Annotated in this window: 13 protein-coding genes and 3 tRNA genes; 9 read left to right on the forward strand and 7 right to left on the reverse strand. The window is 71.1% G+C overall.

Going from position 1 to position 16566, the window contains the following annotated elements; all coding sequences use genetic code 11:
• The 5 genes from CA983_RS26345 to CA983_RS26365 form a co-directional block, all read left to right on the forward strand.
• On the forward strand, positions 1-416 hold a 416-nt coding region (locus CA983_RS26345; protein ID WP_279628469.1), incomplete at its 5' end, for a CbiX/SirB N-terminal domain-containing protein.
• A gap of 132 nt (positions 417-548) precedes the next feature.
• A complete protein-coding gene (locus tag CA983_RS26350; RefSeq protein ID WP_086603334.1) occupies positions 549-1859 on the forward strand; it encodes a deoxyguanosinetriphosphate triphosphohydrolase in 1311 nt (436 codons plus the stop codon).
• 179 nt (positions 1860-2038) lie between these two features.
• Entirely contained in the window at positions 2039-3304 is a 1266-nt protein-coding gene (locus CA983_RS26355) for an NAD(P)/FAD-dependent oxidoreductase (RefSeq protein ID WP_086603335.1), read from the forward strand.
• A gap of 117 nt (positions 3305-3421) precedes the next feature.
• On the forward strand, positions 3422-5347 hold the full coding sequence (dnaG, locus tag CA983_RS26360; protein WP_086603336.1) for a DNA primase: 1926 nt from the start codon (positions 3422-3424) through the stop codon (positions 5345-5347).
• An 86-nt stretch (positions 5348-5433) separates the two neighbouring features.
• Positions 5434-6726, forward strand: coding sequence for an RNA polymerase sigma factor (locus CA983_RS26365; RefSeq protein ID WP_086603337.1), 1293 nt, complete (start codon positions 5434-5436; stop codon positions 6724-6726).
• Between the two features lie 103 nt (positions 6727-6829).
• Here CA983_RS26365 and CA983_RS26370 read toward each other — a convergent pair whose 3' ends face one another.
• From CA983_RS26370 to CA983_RS26385, 4 genes are all read right to left on the reverse strand, one after another.
• Positions 6830-8758, reverse strand: a complete 1929-nt coding sequence (locus tag CA983_RS26370; RefSeq protein ID WP_086603338.1) for an ABC transporter ATP-binding protein — start codon at positions 8756-8758, stop codon at positions 6830-6832.
• The gene (locus CA983_RS26375; RefSeq protein ID WP_086603339.1) at positions 8758-10491 is read right to left on the reverse strand and encodes an ABC transporter ATP-binding protein; all 1734 of its coding nucleotides are present in this window, start codon (positions 10489-10491) and stop codon (positions 8758-8760) included. The genes CA983_RS26370 and CA983_RS26375 overlap by 1 nt, the downstream gene beginning before the upstream one ends.
• Positions 10492-10593: 102 nt before the next feature.
• Complete coding sequence (locus tag CA983_RS26380; protein WP_086603340.1) at positions 10594-12039, reverse strand: FGGY family carbohydrate kinase; 1446 nt, start codon at positions 12037-12039, stop codon at positions 10594-10596.
• Positions 12040-12187: 148 nt separating this feature from the next.
• Positions 12188-12493, reverse strand: coding sequence for a YtxH domain-containing protein (locus CA983_RS26385; RefSeq protein ID WP_086603341.1), 306 nt, complete (start codon positions 12491-12493; stop codon positions 12188-12190).
• 159 nt (positions 12494-12652) lie between these two features.
• Here CA983_RS26385 and CA983_RS26390 point away from each other — a divergent pair.
• The 3 genes from CA983_RS26390 to CA983_RS26400 all read left to right on the forward strand — a co-directional run bounded on the left by CA983_RS26390 (position 12653) and on the right by CA983_RS26400 (position 13069).
• Positions 12653-12725: transfer RNA gene (locus CA983_RS26390), tRNA-Asn, on the forward strand.
• Positions 12726-12730: 5 nt separating this feature from the next.
• Positions 12731-12803 (forward strand) — tRNA-Asn (locus tag CA983_RS26395).
• Positions 12804-12992: 189 nt separating this feature from the next.
• Positions 12993-13069, forward strand: a tRNA-Ile gene (locus CA983_RS26400).
• A 65-nt stretch (positions 13070-13134) separates the two neighbouring features.
• Here the strand turns inward: CA983_RS26400 and CA983_RS26405 are convergent.
• Together CA983_RS26405 and CA983_RS26410 are read right to left on the reverse strand one after the other, a co-directional pair.
• Positions 13135-13908 (reverse strand): sulfite exporter TauE/SafE family protein, encoded by a 774-nt coding sequence (locus CA983_RS26405; protein WP_167407464.1) that lies wholly within the window; start codon positions 13906-13908, stop codon positions 13135-13137.
• Between the two features lie 64 nt (positions 13909-13972).
• Positions 13973-15019: a ketopantoate reductase family protein gene (locus CA983_RS26410; RefSeq protein ID WP_086603342.1), complete on the reverse strand. Its 1047-nt coding sequence runs from the start codon at positions 15017-15019 to the stop codon at positions 13973-13975.
• 125 nt (positions 15020-15144) lie between these two features.
• Between CA983_RS26410 and CA983_RS26415 the strand changes: the two genes are divergently transcribed.
• Positions 15145-15759: an RraA family protein gene (locus CA983_RS26415; RefSeq protein ID WP_086603343.1), complete on the forward strand. Its 615-nt coding sequence runs from the start codon at positions 15145-15147 to the stop codon at positions 15757-15759.
• Between the two features lie 32 nt (positions 15760-15791).
• On the opposite strand, the gene uppS is transcribed toward CA983_RS26415, so the two are convergent.
• Positions 15792-16566 (reverse strand): polyprenyl diphosphate synthase (gene uppS, locus CA983_RS26420; protein ID WP_086603344.1); only part of this gene is annotated, 775 nt, incomplete at its 5' end.

The following is a 16566-nucleotide window of genomic DNA, read 5'->3' on the forward strand; positions in this document are numbered from 1 at the left end:
CCCTCCAGGCCCGCCTGGAGGAGGCAGGCTGGGGCGGCACGCCCCGCCGCACCAGTGCGGTCGTACTCGCCGCGGCCGGCTCCCGCGACCCGGACGCGAAGACGGACACCACCCGCACGGCCCACCTCCTCGCGGCCCGCCTGGGCGTCCCGGTCCTCCCGGCCTACGCCTCGGCGGCGACCCCCACGGTCGAGACGGCCGTCCGCACCCTCCTCGCCCGGGGCCGCCGCCACATAGCCCTGGCCTCCTACTTCACGGCCCCCGGCCGCTTCGCCACGGAGTGCGCCCAGGCGGCCCCCTGGATAGCGGCGGCCCCCCTCGGCACGCACCCGTCCATGGCCCACCTCCTCCTCCACCGCTACGACGAGACCCTGGCGGCGGCTTCGACGGCTGTGCCCGAATTGGCATCGGCTTAAAACGCGGGTTGGTGCACGTACTCAGGGGCGCGGGGAACTGCGCGACAAGCCACACTCAACCCGCACCCGCCACACACCCGAACCCGGCAAACGCTCAGGCACGCAGCACACCCATGCCCGTACTGTCGACACATGGCAGGCACCTCACCAACCCCCCCGGCCTACGACCCGGCGTCAGCCGACCGCTGGGCCCCGGAACCAGACAAACGCCCCGGCCGCACCGCCTTCCAACGCGACCGCGCCCGGGTCCTGCACAGCGCCGCCCTGAGAAGACTCGCCGGCAAAACCCAAGTGGTGACGCCCGGCACCATGGGCCCGGCCTGGGACGCCAGCCCCCGCACCCGCCTCACCCACTCCCTGGAATGCGCCCAGGTCGGCCGCGAACTGGGCGCGGCCCTCGGCTGTGACCCGGACCTCGTGGAAGCCGCCTGCCTCTCCCACGACCTCGGCCACCCGCCCTTCGGCCACAACGGCGAACAGGCCCTCAACGAGTTCGCGGCGGACTGCGGCGGCTTCGAGGGCAACGCCCAGTCCCTCAGACTCCTCACCCGTATCGAGCCCAAACGGTTCACCCCCGAGGGCTCCGTCGGCCTCAACCTGACCCGCGCCACCCTCGACGCCGCCACCAAGTACCCCTGGCCCCGCGGCGCCCACCCCACCGACCCGGCGTCCCGCAAGTTCGGTGTCTACGACGACGACCGCCCGGTCTTCGACTGGGTCCGCAAGGACGCCCCCGGCACCCGTATCTGCTTCGAGGCGCAGGTCATGGACTGGTCCGACGACGTGGCCTACTCGGTGCACGACGTGGAGGACGGACTGCACGCCGGCCACATCGACCCGAACTGCCTGCACGCGGAACCCGAACGGCAGGACATCTTCCAGGTCGCCCGCGGCCGGTACGTACCGGCGGACACCGACCCCGCCGAACTCGCCGAGGCCCTGGACCGGCTCCTCGCCCAGGAGTGGTGGCCGCACGGCTACGACGGCACCGCCGTCGCCCAGGCCCGGCTGAAGGACGCGACCAGCCAGCTCATCGGCCGCTTCTGCCTGGCCGCCGAGAGCGCGACCCGCACCGCATGGGGGTACCACCCAGGCCGTTCAGGCACTGGGGGAGGCGCTGGGCGGCTCACCCGGTACGCCGCCGAACTGGTCGTCCCGCGCGAGACCCGGATGGAGTGCGCCGTCCTCAAGGCGGTCGCCGACCTCTACGTCATGCAGCGCGCCGAGCAGGAACGCCTGCGCGCCGACCAGCGCATCGTCGTCGCCGAACTGGCCGAGGCGCTCACCGCCCGCGCCCCGGACGGCCTGGATCCGCAGTTCCGCGCCCTGTTCGACAAGGCGCCGGACGACCGGGCCCGCAAGCGGGTGATCGTCGACCAGATCGCCTCCCTCACCGACACCTCGGCACGGTCGCTTCACGCCCGTCTGACAGGGCACGCATGAGACTGACGGGAGAACAGCCAGGAGACCTGACGGGAAACAGGGGACAACACCCGGGAAACAGGGGAACACGGCACGCCCGATGGTGACCCTCCGTGGCCTGATCGGGTCACTCCCTCTTCCCGCATCACGCTCCGTGCGGGACGCTCGCAAGTGGCGACACCCTTACGAGGAGGCACCAAGTGGTCGACGCGGATCAGACATTCGTCATCGTCGGAGGCGGACTCGCCGGCGCCAAGGCGGCCGAGACGCTCCGGGCGGAGGGCTTCACCGGCCGCGTGATACTGATCTGCGACGAACGTGACCACCCCTACGAGCGCCCGGCGCTGTCCAAGGGCTACCTCCTCGGCAAAGAGGAACGCGACAGCATCTTCGTGCACGAGCCCGCCTGGTACGCGGCGAACGACATCGAGCTGCACCTCGGCCAGACCGTCGACGCGATCGACCGTGCGGCGAAGACGGTCCGCTTCGGGGAGGACGGCACGGTCGTCCGCTACGACAAGCTGCTCCTGGCGACCGGCGCCGAGCCCCGCCGTCTCGACATCCCCGGCACGGGCCTGGCCGGTGTCCACCACCTGCGCCGCCTCGCCCACGCCGACCGGCTCAAACACGTGCTGACCAACCTCGGGCGGGACAACGGCCACCTCGTGATCGCGGGCGCCGGCTGGATCGGCCTGGAGGTCGCGGCGGCGGCCCGCGAGTACGGCGCGGAGGTCACCGTGATCCACCGCGGGCCGACCCCGCTGCACTCGGTCCTCGGCCCCGAGCTCGGCCAGCTCTTCGCCGACCTGCACCGCGACCGCGGCGTCCGCTTCCAGTTCGGCACCCGGCTCACCGAGATCGTCGGCCAGGACGGCATGGTCCTCGCGGCCCGCACGGACGACGGCGAGGAACACCCGGCGCACGACGTCCTGGCCGCGATCGGCGCGGCCCCGCGGGTCGCTCTCGCGGAGGCGGCCGGGCTGGAGATCGCCGACCGGTCGCAGGGCGGCGGTGTCGTGGTCGACGAGCGGCTGCGCACCTCGGACCCCGACATCTACGCGGCCGGCGACGTGGCCTCCTTCCGCCATGCCCTGTTCGAGACCAGCATGCGGGTGGAGCACTGGGCCAACGCGCTGAACGGCGGCCCGGCGGCCGCCCGCTGCATGCTCGGCCGGGACGTGCCGTACGACCGTGTGCCCTACTTCTTCTCCGACCAGTACGACCTGGGCATGGAGTACTCCGGCTGGGCGCCGCCGGGGACGTACGACCAGGTGGTGATCCGGGGGGACGCGAGCCGGCGCGAGTTCATCGCCTTCTGGGTGAACGAGGGCCGGGTGCTGGCCGGGATGAACGTGAACGTGTGGGACGTCACAGACAAGATCCAGCAGCTGATCCGCTCGAAGGTCCGGGTGAGCACGGAGGCGCTGTCCGACCCGCACGCGCCGCTGGACAGCCTCGTCTCATAGCCGTCAGGACTGTCACTCCACCACCGTGCTGCGATTCCCGGGGGCAACCCCCCGGACCCCCGGCCGGGGGTCGGTCACCGCCGCAGGAGTGTCAGTTCTGCCCCGTAGAATCACTCCGTGGCTGGACGGATCAACGACGAGGACGTGAAGGCGGTACGGGACGCGGTCCCGATCGACGCCGTGGTGTCCGAGTACCTCCAGCTGCGCAACGCGGGCGGCGGCAACCTCAAGGGTCTCTGCCCGTTCCACGACGAGAAGTCACCGTCCTTCCAGGTCAGCCCCAGCAAGGGACTGTTCCACTGCTTCGGCTGCCAGGAGGGCGGCGACACCATCACGTTCGTGATGAAGATCGACCACCTCTCCTTCTCGGAGGCGGTCGAGCGCCTGGCCGGTCAGGCGGGCATCACCCTGCGCTACGAGGAGGGCGGGTACAACCCCTCCCACCAGCGCGGCGAACGGATCCGCCTGGTCGAGGCCCACAAGATCGCGGCCGAGTGGTACGCGGAACAGCTCGCGACCTCCCCCGAGGCCGACACCGGCCGGGTCTTCCTCGCCGAGCGCGGTTTCGACCAAGCCGCCGCCGTCCACTTCGGCGTCGGCTACAGCCCCCAGGGCTGGGACCACCTCACGCGCTATCTGCGCGGCAAGGGCTTCACCGACAAGGAGATCCTGCTCTCCGGCCTCGCCCAGGAGGGCCGCCGCGGCCCCATCGACCGCTTCCGCGGCCGCCTGATGTGGCCCATCCGCGACATCGGCGGCGAGGTCGTCGGCTTCGGCGCCCGCAAGCTGTACGAGGCGGACAACGGCCCCAAGTACCTCAACACGCCCGACACGGCGATCTACCGGAAGTCCCAGGTCCTGTACGGCATCGACCTGGCGAAGAAGGAGATCGCGAAGACGAGCCGCGCGGTGGTCGTCGAGGGCTACACGGACGTGATGGCCTGCCACCTCGCCGGGGTGACGACCGCCATCGCCACCTGCGGCACGGCCTTCGGCTCCGACCACATCAAGATCCTCCGCCGCCTGCTGATGGACAACGGCTCGGCCCGCGTCATCTTCACCTTCGACGGCGACGCGGCCGGCCAGAAGGCGGCCCTGCGCGCGTTCGAGGACGACCAGAAGTTCGCCGCGGAGACGTACATCGCCATCGCCCCCGACGGCATGGACCCCTGCGACCTGCGCCTCGCCAAGGGCGACGAGGCGGTGGCGGACCTGGTCGAACCCCGCACGCCGCTCTTCGAGTTCGCCCTCCGCCAGATCGTCGTCCGCTACGACCTCGACACCCCCGCGGGCCGCGCCGCCGCCCTGGACGAGGCGGCCCCCATCGTCGCCCGCATCAAGAACAGCGGCGCCCAGCACGAGGTCGCCGTCCAGCTCGCCGGCATGCTCGGCATCCTCGACACCCAGTTCGTGGTCAAGCGCGTGGCCCAGCTGGCCCGCTGGGCCCGCGACCGCGGCGGCAAGGGCCCGGCGGCCCCGGACCGGCACCAGCACGGGGGGCAGCAGTACGCCTCCGCCCAGCCGTCCGCCGCCCCCCGCGGCCCGGCCCTCAACCTCCGCAACCCCGTCTACGCCACCGAACGCGAACTCCTCAAACTCGCCCTCCAGCGCCCCGAGTTGGTCTCCCCGGCCTTCGACGCGTACGGCATCGACGAGTTCACCGCCCCGCCCTACGCCGCCGTGCGCCAGGCCATCATGGACGCCGGCGGCGCCGAACCGGGTGTCGCGGACCCCCAGGACTACCTGGTCAAGGTCCGCGAGGCCGCCCCGGACGACGCGGTCCGCGCGATGGTGACGGAACTGGCCGTCGAGGCGATCCTGCTGCACAAGGGCGTGAAGGGCGTCGACGAGACCTACGCGGGCGCCCAGTTGGTCACCGTCCGCCGCCGCGCCGTCGAACGACGCATCCGCGACATCCAGAGCCAGCTCACCCGCCTCGGCAGCCACGGCGACCCGGCCCAGCTGGCCGCCGTACAGAACGAACTCTGGGTCCTCCAGCAGTACGACCAGGCCCTGCGGGAACACGGCGCCGCCGCGCTCTGACGTCACCGCGCGGTCACGGACCGGAAGCAAAAAGTCACCGCACGCCCCTCGTGGCGAGGATGTGTCTTACCCCACACTGGGTTCCGGTGCCTGAGTCCTCGGAGCGCGGCCGATCCGTCCCCGACGGGTCCCAGACCCCCGCGGTTCCGCTCATCGCGTACGGGACGGACAGCGGCGAGGCCGCCGACTCCGCCCCCGAAGTACCGCTGCCGCCCGCCTTGGCAGCGATCATCCTGGAGGTCGCCCCCGTGCAGACCCAGACCCTCACCCAGACCGACGTCAGCGGTGCCGTCGGCGCCGACGGCACCACGCCGGACGCGGAGGACGACGTCCTTCCCGCGGTCCCGGCGCAGGGCCGCGTCGTGCTCCGCCCCGAGCCGGAACCGGAGGAGCCGCCCGCCGAGGTCATCGAGACGGCCGAGGCTCCCGAAGCCGTCGAACCGCCGCCGGCCCGCGCCGACACCAGCGGCCCCTCCTCGGACCTCTTCCGCCAGTACCTGCGGGAGATCGGCCGCATCCCCCTGCTGACCGCCGCCGAGGAGGTCGAACTCGCCCGCCGCGTCGAGGCCGGCCTGTTCGCCGAGGAGAAGCTGCGGCTCGCCCCCGACCTGGACAGCCAGTTGGCGCTGGATCTCGACCGCCTCGTCGTCATGGGCCGGATGGCCAAGCGGCGGCTCATCGAGGCCAACCTGCGCCTGGTCGTCTCCGTCGCCAAGCGCTACGTCGGGCGCGGGCTGACCATGCTCGACCTCGTCCAGGAGGGCAATCTCGGGCTCATCCGGGCCGTCGAGAAGTTCGACTACGCCCGCGGCTACAAGTTCTCCACCTACGCCACCTGGTGGATCCGCCAGGCCATGTCCCGCGCCCTGGCCGACCAGGCCCGCACGATACGCGTCCCCGTCCATGTCGTGGAGCTCATCAACCGGGTCGTGCGCGTCCAGCGCCGCATGCTCCAGGAACGGGGCTACGAGCCGACGCCGGAAGAGGTCGCCGCCCACCTCGACCTGCCCCCGGAGCGCGTCAGCGAGGTGCTGCGCCTCGCCCAGGAGCCGGTGTCGTTGCACGCGCCCGTGGGCGAGGAGGACGACGTCGCCCTCGGCGACCTCATCGAGGACGGCGACGCCACCAGCCCCGTCGAATCCGCCGCGTTCCTCCTCCTCAAGGAGCACCTGGAAGCGGTCCTGTCGACGCTGGGGGAGCGGGAGCGCAAGGTCGTCCAGCTCCGCTACGGCCTCGCCGACGGCCGCCCCCGCACGCTGGAGGAGATCGGCCGCATCTTCGGCGTCACCAGGGAGCGGATACGGCAGATCGAGTCCAAGACCCTGAACAAGCTCCGCGACCACGCCTTCGCGGACCAGCTGAGGGGCTATCTGGACTGATGCAGCCTGCGGGCCGGAACCCAAGGGGCGCGGGGAACTGCGCGACCAGCCGCAACGGGCCCGCAGCCGCCCCACGACACCACATGGCACCCCCGAACGCGACTCAGTCGAYCTCGGCCACCGCCTGCGCGAACTGCGCCTTGTAAAGCCGGGCATACGCCCCGTCCGCCGCCAGCAGCTCCCCGTGCGCCCCCTGCTCCACGATCGCCCCGTCCTCCATCACCAGAATCGTGTCCGCGTCCCGGATCGTCGACAGCCGGTGCGCGATGACGAACGAGGTACGTCCGTGTGCCAGTTTGGCCATCGCCTTCTGGATGAGCACCTCCGTACGCGTGTCGACCGAACTCGTCGCCTCGTCCAGCACCAGGATCACCGGGTCGGACAGAAACGCCCGAGCGATGGTGATCAGCTGCTTCTCACCCGCGCTGACCCCCGTCCCCCCGTCGTCGATCACCGTGTCGTACCCGTCCGGCAGCGTACGGACGAACCGGTCCGCGTGGGCGGCCCGGGCCGCTTCCTCGATCTCGCCGCGGGTCACCTCCCGGGACGCCCCGTACGCGATGTTCTCCGCGATCGTGCCGCCGAACAGCCAGGTGTCCTGGAGCACCATGCCGATCCCGGCGCGCAGTTCGTCCCGGGACATCCGCGCGATGTCGACGCCGTCGAGGGTGATGCGCCCGCCGGTGACGTCGTAGAACCGCATCAGCAGGTTCACCAGCGTCGTCTTGCCGGCGCCCGTCGGGCCGACGATGGCCACCGTCTGCCCGGGTTCGACCTTCAGCGACAGGTCCTCGATGAGCGGCTTGTCAGGGTCGTAGCGGAACGACACGTGCTCCAGCGCGACCTGCCCGCGCAGTTCCTCGGGCCGCACGCCCGGCACCGGATCGGCGCTCTGCTCCTCCGCGTCCAGCAGCTCGAAGACCCGCTCCGCCGAGGCGACACCCGACTGCACCAGGTTCGCCATGGACGCGACCTGCGTCAGCGGCATGGAGAACTGCCGCGAGTACTGGATGAAGGCCTGCACATCACCGATGGACAGCGAGCCGGAGGCGACCCGCAGCCCGCCGACGACCGCCACCAGCACGTAGTTGAGGTTCGACACGAAGAACATCAGCGGCTGCATCATGCCGCTGTTGAACTGCGCCCGGAACCCTGCCTCGTACAGCGCCTCGTTCTGCTCGGCGAACTGCCGCGCCGACTCCTCCTGCCGGCCGAACACCTTCACCAGCGCGTGCCCGGAGTACATCTCCTCGATGTGCGCGTTGAGTTTGCCCGTCGTGCGCCACTGCTGCACGAAGTGCGGCTGCGACCGCTTGCCCACGCTCCTGGCGATGACGAACGACAGCGGCACGGTCACCAGCGCGACCAGCGCGAGGATCCAGGAGACGTAGAACATCATCGCGAGGACGCCGATGATGGTCAGCAGCGAGTTGATGAGCTGCCCCATCGACTGCTGGAGCGTCTGCCCGATGTTGTCGATGTCGTTCGTCGCGCGGGACAGCACCTCGCCGCGCTGGCGCTTGTCGAAGTACGACAGCGGCAGCCGTGACAGCTTCGTCTGCACGTCCTCGCGCGTCCGGAACATGGTGCGGTTCACGGCCCGGTTCACCAGCCGCGTCGCCACCGCCATCAGCAGCCCGGCCACCGTGAACACGCCCAGCGCGAGCAGCAGCACGTGCCCGACGGCCGTGAAGTCGATGCCCTTGCCGGGGGTGAAGTCGGTGCTGCGCAGCATGTCGGCGACGTCGCCGTCCCCGCGCTGCCGCATGGAGTCGAGGACCTGCTCCTGGCTCGCTCCCGCCGGCATGTCCCGCCCGACGATGCCCGCGAAGACCAGGTCGGTCGCCTTGCCGAGGATCTTCGGCCCGACGACGTTGAGGCCGACGCTGAGCACCACGCACAGCAGCAGCACGCAGATGGTCAGCCGCTCGGGCCGGAACTGCGCGACGAGCCGTTTGCCCGATCCCTTCAAGTCCAGCGAGCGCTGGTCGGGGCCGCCCCCGGCCATCATCCGCCCCATGGGCCCCGCCATCAGGCAGCCTCCGCTTCCGTGAGCTGGGAGAGCACGATCTCCCGGTAGGTCTCGTTGTCCGCCATCAGCTCGTGGTGCCGGCCGGTGCCGACGATCCGGCCCTCGTCGAGGACGACGATCCGGTCGGCGTCCCGGATGGTCGCCACCCGCTGGGCCACGATCACGACGGTCGCCTCGGCGGTCTCCTGGGAGAGCGCGGCCCGCAGGGCGGCGTCCGTGGCGTAGTCCAGCGCGGAGAAGGAGTCGTCGAACAGGTAGATCTCGGGCCGCTGCACGAGCGTCCGGGCGATCGCGAGCCGCTGCCGCTGACCACCGGAGACGTTCGTCCCGCCCTGCGCGATCGGCGCGTCCAGCCCGCCCTCCAGCCGCTCCACGAACTCCCTGGCCTGCGCCACCTCCAGCGCGTGCCACAGTTCCTCGTYGGTGGCGTCCGGATTGCCGTAGCGCAGGTTGGTCGCCACCGTCCCCGCGAACAGGTACGGCTTCTGCGGCACCAGCCCGACGGTCTTCGCCAGCAGCTCCGGGTCGATCTCCGCCACCTCGACCCCGTCCACGAGCACCTGCCCGTCGGTCGCGTCGAACAGCCGCGGGACCAGCCCGAGCAGCGTGGACTTGCCGCTGCCGGTCGAGCCGATGACGGCGGTCGTCTCGCCCGGCCGGGCCACCAGGTCCACGCCCCGCAGCACCGGCTCCTCCGCACCCGGGTAGCGGAAGCCCGCCCCACGCAGCTCCAGATGACCGTGCCGGCGCAGCTCCCGCACGGGCGCCGACGGCGGCACGACGCTCGACGAGGTGTCCAGCACCTCCTGGATGCGCTCGGCACACACCTCCGCGCGCGGCACCATCATGAACATGAAGGTGGCCATCATCACGGACATGACGATCTGCATCAGATAGGCGAGGAACGCCGTCAGGTCACCGATCTGCATCCCGCCGCTGTCGATGCGGTGCGCGCCGAACCACACCACGGCGATCGACGACAGGTTCACCACCGTCATGACGATCGGGAACATCAGCGCGAGCAGGTTGCCGGTGCCCACCGCGAAGTCCGTGAGATCGGTGTTGGCTTTCCGGAAGCGCTGCTGCTCGTACTCGTCCCGGACGAAGGCACGGATGACTCGGTTGCCGGTGATCTGCTCGCGCAGCACCCGGTTCACCGTGTCCAGCCGCTCCTGCATCGACCGGAACAGCGGCCGCAGCCGCCGCACGATCAGCGTCACACAGAGGCCCAGCACCGGCACGACCGCCACCAGAACCCCGGACAGCGGCACGTCCAGGCCCAGCGCCAGCACGATGCCGCCCACGCACATGATCGGCGCGGACACCATCAGCGTGAACGTCATCAGCGCCAGCATCTGCACCTGCTGGACGTCGTTCGTCGTACGGGTGATCAGCGACGGCGCCCCGAAGTGACCGACCTCACGCGCGGAGAACGACTGCACGCGGTCGAACACGGCGCCGCGCACGTCCCGCCCGAGCGCCGACGCCGTACGGGCGCCGTAGTACACGGCACCGATGTTGCACACGACCTGGACCAGCGAGATGCCGATCATCAGGGCGCCGTAGCCCAGGATGTAGCCGGTGTCGCCGTTCACGACACCCTGGTCGATGATGTCCGCGTTGAGTGTGGGCAGGCAGAGCGTGGCGCAGGTCTGCAGGAACTGCAGCAGCACCAGCAGAGCGATGGGCCTCTTGTAGGGCCTGAGGTAGGTCCGCAGGAGTCGTATGAGCACGCTGCTTCTCTCGGAGTGGACGACGGGGTGGTTGGTTGCCCCTGGCCCCTATCGTCGGACACTCCACCCGCGTTACCTCAACCGAATTAACCCAACAGGCGGTCAAAAGGCCCCGGGGTGCGTCTGCTCCCGCACCGAAACGAACTGCTGCCGCACCGCCTGCCCCACGGCCAGCTCCTCTCCGGGCTCCAGCACCTGCGCGACCGCGCCCTGCCAGGCCGGCGGGGTCCGCGCGTCGAGCGACCCCTGGGACGCCCCGAGCGCCCAGGCCGCCTGCCGGGCCGCGCCGATCGCCGTGTAGTCCGCCGGCTGCGGCACCACGACCTGCGTCCCGAACAGCGAGGGCGCGGCCGCCTGCACGGCGGGCAGTTCGGCGGCCGGACCGAGCAGGAACACCCGCCGCACCTCCACGCCCCGGGCGCGCAGCACGTCCAGCGCGTCCGCGAGCCCGCACAGCATGCCCTCGAACGCGGCCCGCGCCAGATGCTCCGCCTTCATCGACTCGCGCCGCAGCCCCGCCAGGGTCCCGGCGGTGTGCGGCAGGTTCGGCGTCCGCTCACCCTCCAGATAGGGCARCAGCACCAGCCCGTGCGCCCCCGGCGTCGACTTCATCGCCAGCTCGGACAAGCTCTCCAGATCGGGCAGCCCCAGCAGCTCGGCGGCCCCGCGCAGCGTCCGTACGGCGTTCAGCGTGGTGACGACGGGCAGGTGCATGCCGGTCGCGTCGGCGAGGGCGGTGATCATCCCGGAGCCGTCGACCAGCGCCTCGGGGTGCACGGCCATCACGGACCCGGACGCGCCCAGGGACACGACCGCGTCCCCGAGTCCGATGCCGAGCCCGAACGCCGCCGCCATGGTCTCGCCGGTCCCCACGGAGATCAGCAGCCCCTCCGGGGTCCTGCCGGCCGCGTCCGCCGGGCCGATCACCTCCGGCAGCATGGCCTGGTGCCCGAGCGCCAGCTCGACGAGGTCGGGCCGGTAGGCGCCGGTCGCCGCCGACCAGTACCCCGTGCTGGACGCTCCGCCCCGGTCGGTGGTCCGTCGGATCGGGCGGCCCAGCAGTTGCCACACCAGCCAGTCGTGCGCCTGCAGGAGGATCGCGGTGCGCTGCGCGTTCTCGGGCTCGGTCCGGGCCAGCCAGCGCAGCTTCGTCACCGGCTGCGCGGCCTGCGGCACACACCCCACCGCCTGCGCCCATGCCTCGCGCCCGCCGAGCGCGTCGATCAGGTCGGCCGCCGCGACCTGCGTGCGCTTGTCGCCGCCGACCATCGCCGGCCGGACGGTGTTGCCCTGCGCGTCCAGCGGCACGACGGCGTTCTGCTGCGCCGAGACGCCGATGGCCTGCACACCCTCCAGCAGGCCGCCGCCCGCGGCCTCGCCCAGGGACAGCAGCCAGGCCTGCGGGTCGACGTCGGACGGCCGGCCGCCGTCGGGGCTCTCCACCGGATGCGGTGCATATCCCTGCCTGAGCACGGCTCCGGTGTCCGAGTCACAGACGACGATGCGAGTGAAATCGGGTGAACTGTCCAACCCGGCGACTATCCCCATGGCCAAAATTCTGCCGTACCGCTGCGCCGGCTTGAGCCGTGGGCGCCGTGGGGGCTTCCGCCGAGTTTCGGGCGCGGGGGCTTCGTGGCTGGTCGCGCAGTTCCCCGCGCCCCTTGAAGGACGTCGCCGATCTCGGCATCAACGAAGATCACGTATTGCTGGTGCCCCAGTCGTCCTCGCCGCCGTTGTGGGTGGCGCGCTCCTTGAGGTGGCGGACTCGGTCGGCCACCGAGTCGGGGACGCGGTCGCCTACCTTGTCGCTCACCACGTGGTACGCCTTGCCCGCGAACTCGCGGCCCTGCTGGGCCGCCGACTCCGCGGTGTTGCGGACGGCGGGGTTCTGCGCGAACTGACGGGCCGACTTCTTCAGCTGTTCGTAGCGCTCGCGTCCGGCCCTCGTGCCCAGCACGTAACCAAGGACGACTCCGGCGACGAACGTGAGCCGGTAACGCATGGCGGTCACCCTTCCCTTGCGTGGGTCTCCGGTGCGGCGTGGGCGCCGGGGAGTACCGATTGGCGGAGCACCCCCCTGCTTGCGCTAATGTATGTGTCGCAGCGAGCGCGCGCCCTCTGGCGAATACCCAGGTGGGTGCGTTCGATGCACACGAGACCTTCCTCGGTAGCTCAATTGGCAGAGCAGCCGGCTGTTAACCGGCAGGTTACTGGTTCGAGTCCAGTCCGGGGAGCTCGGTCCTCCGTAGCTCAATTGGCAGAGCAGCCGGCTGTTAACCGGCAGGTTACTGGTTCGAGTCCAGTCGGGGGAGCACGCTGAACGAGGACCCCCGCAGGGGTCCTTTTTCATGTCCGTTCCGATCTCCCGGGAACCGCGCGGCGCTGGTCGCAGTCCTCATGGTCACGAAGGCCGTGCGAAGCCGACCACACGAAGCAGGAGATCGTATGAGCGGCTATGCTGCGGCAGACGGCGCGCACACATGTACGCGACACGCCGCTATGGGGCGGTAGCTCAGCCGGTTAGAGCAGCGGACTCATAATCCGTCGGCCGTGGGTTCGAGTCCCACCCGCCCCACCACTCACTAGGCGAGCAGAACCGTTTCTACCTGCGGAAGCGTGAGAGCCCGTCGGCACGGTGGTGTGTCAGCGCAGCAGGAGCTGGACCATCGCGATGATGCCGACGGCGACGATGACGGCGCGGAGGGCGGTGGGCCGGAGGCGGCGGCCGACCTTGGCGCCGATCTGTCCGCCGAGGGTGGAGCCGACGGCGATCAGCAGGACCGCCGTCCAGTCGAACTCGGCGACGAAGAGGAAGAAGCAGGCGGCGACGCCGTTGACGACGGCTCCGAGGATGTTCTTGACGGCGTTGACGCGTTGCAGGTCCTCGTCGAGGAGCAGGCCCATCAGGGAGAGGTAGAGGACCCCTTGGGCGGCGCCGAAGTAGCCGCCGTACCCGCTCGCGAGGAGAAGTCCGGCCAGGAGGACGGGTCCGCCGTGCGGGCGGCCGGTGGTGCCGTTGTTCGCGCGGCGGCGCTGTACGGCTTTGGCGAGGCGTGGCTGGAGCAGTACGAGCACGAGCGCGAGAGCGATCAGTACGGGGACGATCGTGTCGAAGGCCTCGGAGGGCAGGGCGAGGAGCAGGATGGCGCCGCCGAGTCCGCCGACGAGAGCGGTGAGACCGAGGACGAGTGCGCGGCGCCCCTGTCCGCGGAGTTCGGCGCGGTAGCCGATGGCTCCGCTGATGGAGCCGGGGACGAGGCCGAGGGCGTTCGAGACGTTGGCTGTGATCGGCGGCAGCCCGGTGGCGAGCAGTACCGGGAAGGTGATCAGGGTGCCGGAACCGACGATGGTGTTGATCGTGCCCGCTCCGATGCCGGCTGCGAGGACGGCCAGTGCTTCCCAGATGGACAACGCCATCTCCTTACATGATCAATGTGTCACCTCCCCGCCGCGCGGCAGGCGGTCGAGGGGCTCGCACTGATCATGCATGATCAAGCACGGTCGCTGGGCCGGGGGTGCCCCTCTGTATCGCCGCGATGTGCCTGCTCAAGTCCTCGGCCGTCAGGCTGCCCGGCTCCCGGCTCCGGCTCACGCTCTCCCGGGCGGCGTGCTGCAGGGCCGCGTTCACCGGGGTGGGCACGCCGTGCTCCCGGCCGAGCAGCACGATCTCCCCGTTGAGGTAGTCCGTCTCGATCGATCCCGCGCCCCGCGCCAGGCTCTGCCAGGACGAGCCGCGAGTGCGCTCGCCGGCGACCGGCCGCGGGTCGACCGTCCCGCTGCGCAGCTCGGTGATCTCGGCCTCGCTCGCGTAGGCGATGCCCGCGGCGTCGAGGACCGCGGCGCCCTCGGCCTTCGCCCGGGCGACCAGATCCTGGGCGGTGGCGTCCGAGGCGGAGCCGCACACGGCCTCGACCACGTTGGCGAGGTTGGCGAGGAGCTTGCCGTACTTCCAGCGCATCACGTCCGTCACCACCGGAGCCAGGAGGTGGGCCTTCTCCAGGTCGTCCGCGATCCGCCGGGCGGTCGCGTCCGAGCCCGTCCCGTACCGGCCGATGACCAGGGCGCCGGTGCACGGGCCGCAGGGCGCCACGACCTCGCCCGGCTTCAGGTACGTGTTGGGCAGGACGACGCACATGCCGCACATGCCGTACACCTCGTGGAAACGGCGCAGTGCCAGGCGCTCGTTCTCCACTCCGTTCTGGGCGCACACCACAGGCAGGCGCTCGCCCGCCGTGCCGCCGCCCGCCACCGGCCGCGTGGCCCAGGCGTCCAGGGCGGTCACGCTGTCCTGGGTCTTGACGGCGAGTACGAGCACGTCGTCCTCGCGCAGTTCGACGTCCTCGGGCCGTGTGACGACGGGCACGTCGAGGGTGAGCGTGCCGGTGGGGACTCTGAGCCGCAGCCCGTTGACGCGCAGTGCCTCGAAGTGCGCGCCGCGGGCGACCAGGACGACGGACCGGCCGCTCTCGTGCAACCGCCCCCCGATCGAACCGCCGACCGCCCCGGACCCGATGATGATGTAGCGCATTCCGCTCCCCCTCGGCACGACGTGGCCACCGTACCCCGCAGGCGTTCTTCTCCGGCCGGGCCTCCTGTGATCACTGGCTGATACCAAGTGGCGTCGGCTGGTGCCGTGTTGCTTGGATTCCCGGTGTGACTTCTCCCTTCAAGGACATTCCTCCCACCACCCTCGCCGACCTGCTGGGCCGTGCACAGGTCATGGACAGCGGCATCCGTCCGCTGTGGGACTCGCCCCGCATCGCGGGTCCCGCGTACACCGTGCGGTGCGTGCCCGGCGACAACCTGATGCTGCACGCCGCGATCTACCGCGCCGAGCCCGGCTCGGTCATCGTCGTGGAGTCGGGCGACGTGGACTACGCGCTGGCCGGCGGCAATGTGTGCGCCGTCGCCCAGCGCCGGGGGGTCGCGGCCTTCGTGGTCGACGGTGTCATCCGCGATCTCGGCGAGGTGCGCGAGGCGGGCTTTCCCGTCTTCTCACGCGGTGTCATACCGATCCCCGGAACCAAGGAGAAGGCCGGCGCGCTCGGTGAGCCGGCCCGTGTCGGCGGCGTGCTCGTGCACCCGGGCGACATCGTGGTCGCCGACGAGGAAGGCATCGTCGTCACCCCCGCCGCCCGCCGGGAGGAGATCCTCGCGGCGGCTCGGGCGAAACTGGCCGAGGAGGCCGAGGAGTCCCTCGACGCCTGGGAGGCGAACCACCGGGCCCGTATCGAGAAGGCGCTGAGCGACCAGGGCTTCACCGGCTGACCGGACACCTCCTTTTCCCGGCTGAGGGGTGTTCAGGAGGGTCCGCCCTGAGGCCGCAGCGATTCTCCGGGGGTGCCCACCGGGGTGGTGCCGTGGCGGCGTTGGCGATGGGTGTACGTGGTGATCGCCTGCCACAGGTGGCGGCGGTCGGTGTCGGGCCAGAGGTCCGGGGTGAAGTGCAGCTCGGCGTAGGCGGTGTGCCAGGGCAGGAAGTTGGAGATGCGCTGCTCGTTGCCGGTGCGCCAGAGCAGGTCGACGTCCGGCATGTCCGGGCGGGGCAGGTGCCGGGCGAAGTCCTCCTCGCCGATCAGGTCGGGATCGAGGTCACCGGCCCGGGCCCGGCGGGCGAGCGCGGCGGCGGTGCGGGTGAGCTCGTCCCGGCCGCCGTAGTCGATGCACATCGTCAGCGTCAGGCCGGTGCGGGTGCGGGTGCTGCGGTCCCGCAGGTCGAGGAGGTCGGACAGGTCGGCGGGCAGGCGGCCGGTGCGGCCGTGCCAGCGCAGCCGGACGTCGAGGTCGCGGAAGGGGTCGTCGAGGACCTCGCGGCGCAGGAGGTCGAGGATCGCGTCGACCTCCTCGGGATCGCGGTGCCAGTTCTCGGTGGAGAAGGTGTAGAGCGTCAGGTGCCGCAGGCCGATGTCCAGGGCGCCGTGCACCACCTCGCGGACGGCGATGGCGCCGGCCCGGTGCCCTTCGTGCCGGGGCAGGCCGCGCTGCTGGGCCCAGCGGCCGTTGCCGTCCATGATCACGGCGACGTGTGCGGGGAGCCGGTCCGGCGGGATGTCCGGGGGCCGGTGGCCGCCGGGG

The sequence above is a fragment of the Streptomyces swartbergensis genome (assembly GCF_002148965.1).
Classification (GTDB): domain Bacteria; phylum Actinomycetota; class Actinomycetes; order Streptomycetales; family Streptomycetaceae; genus Streptomyces; species Streptomyces swartbergensis.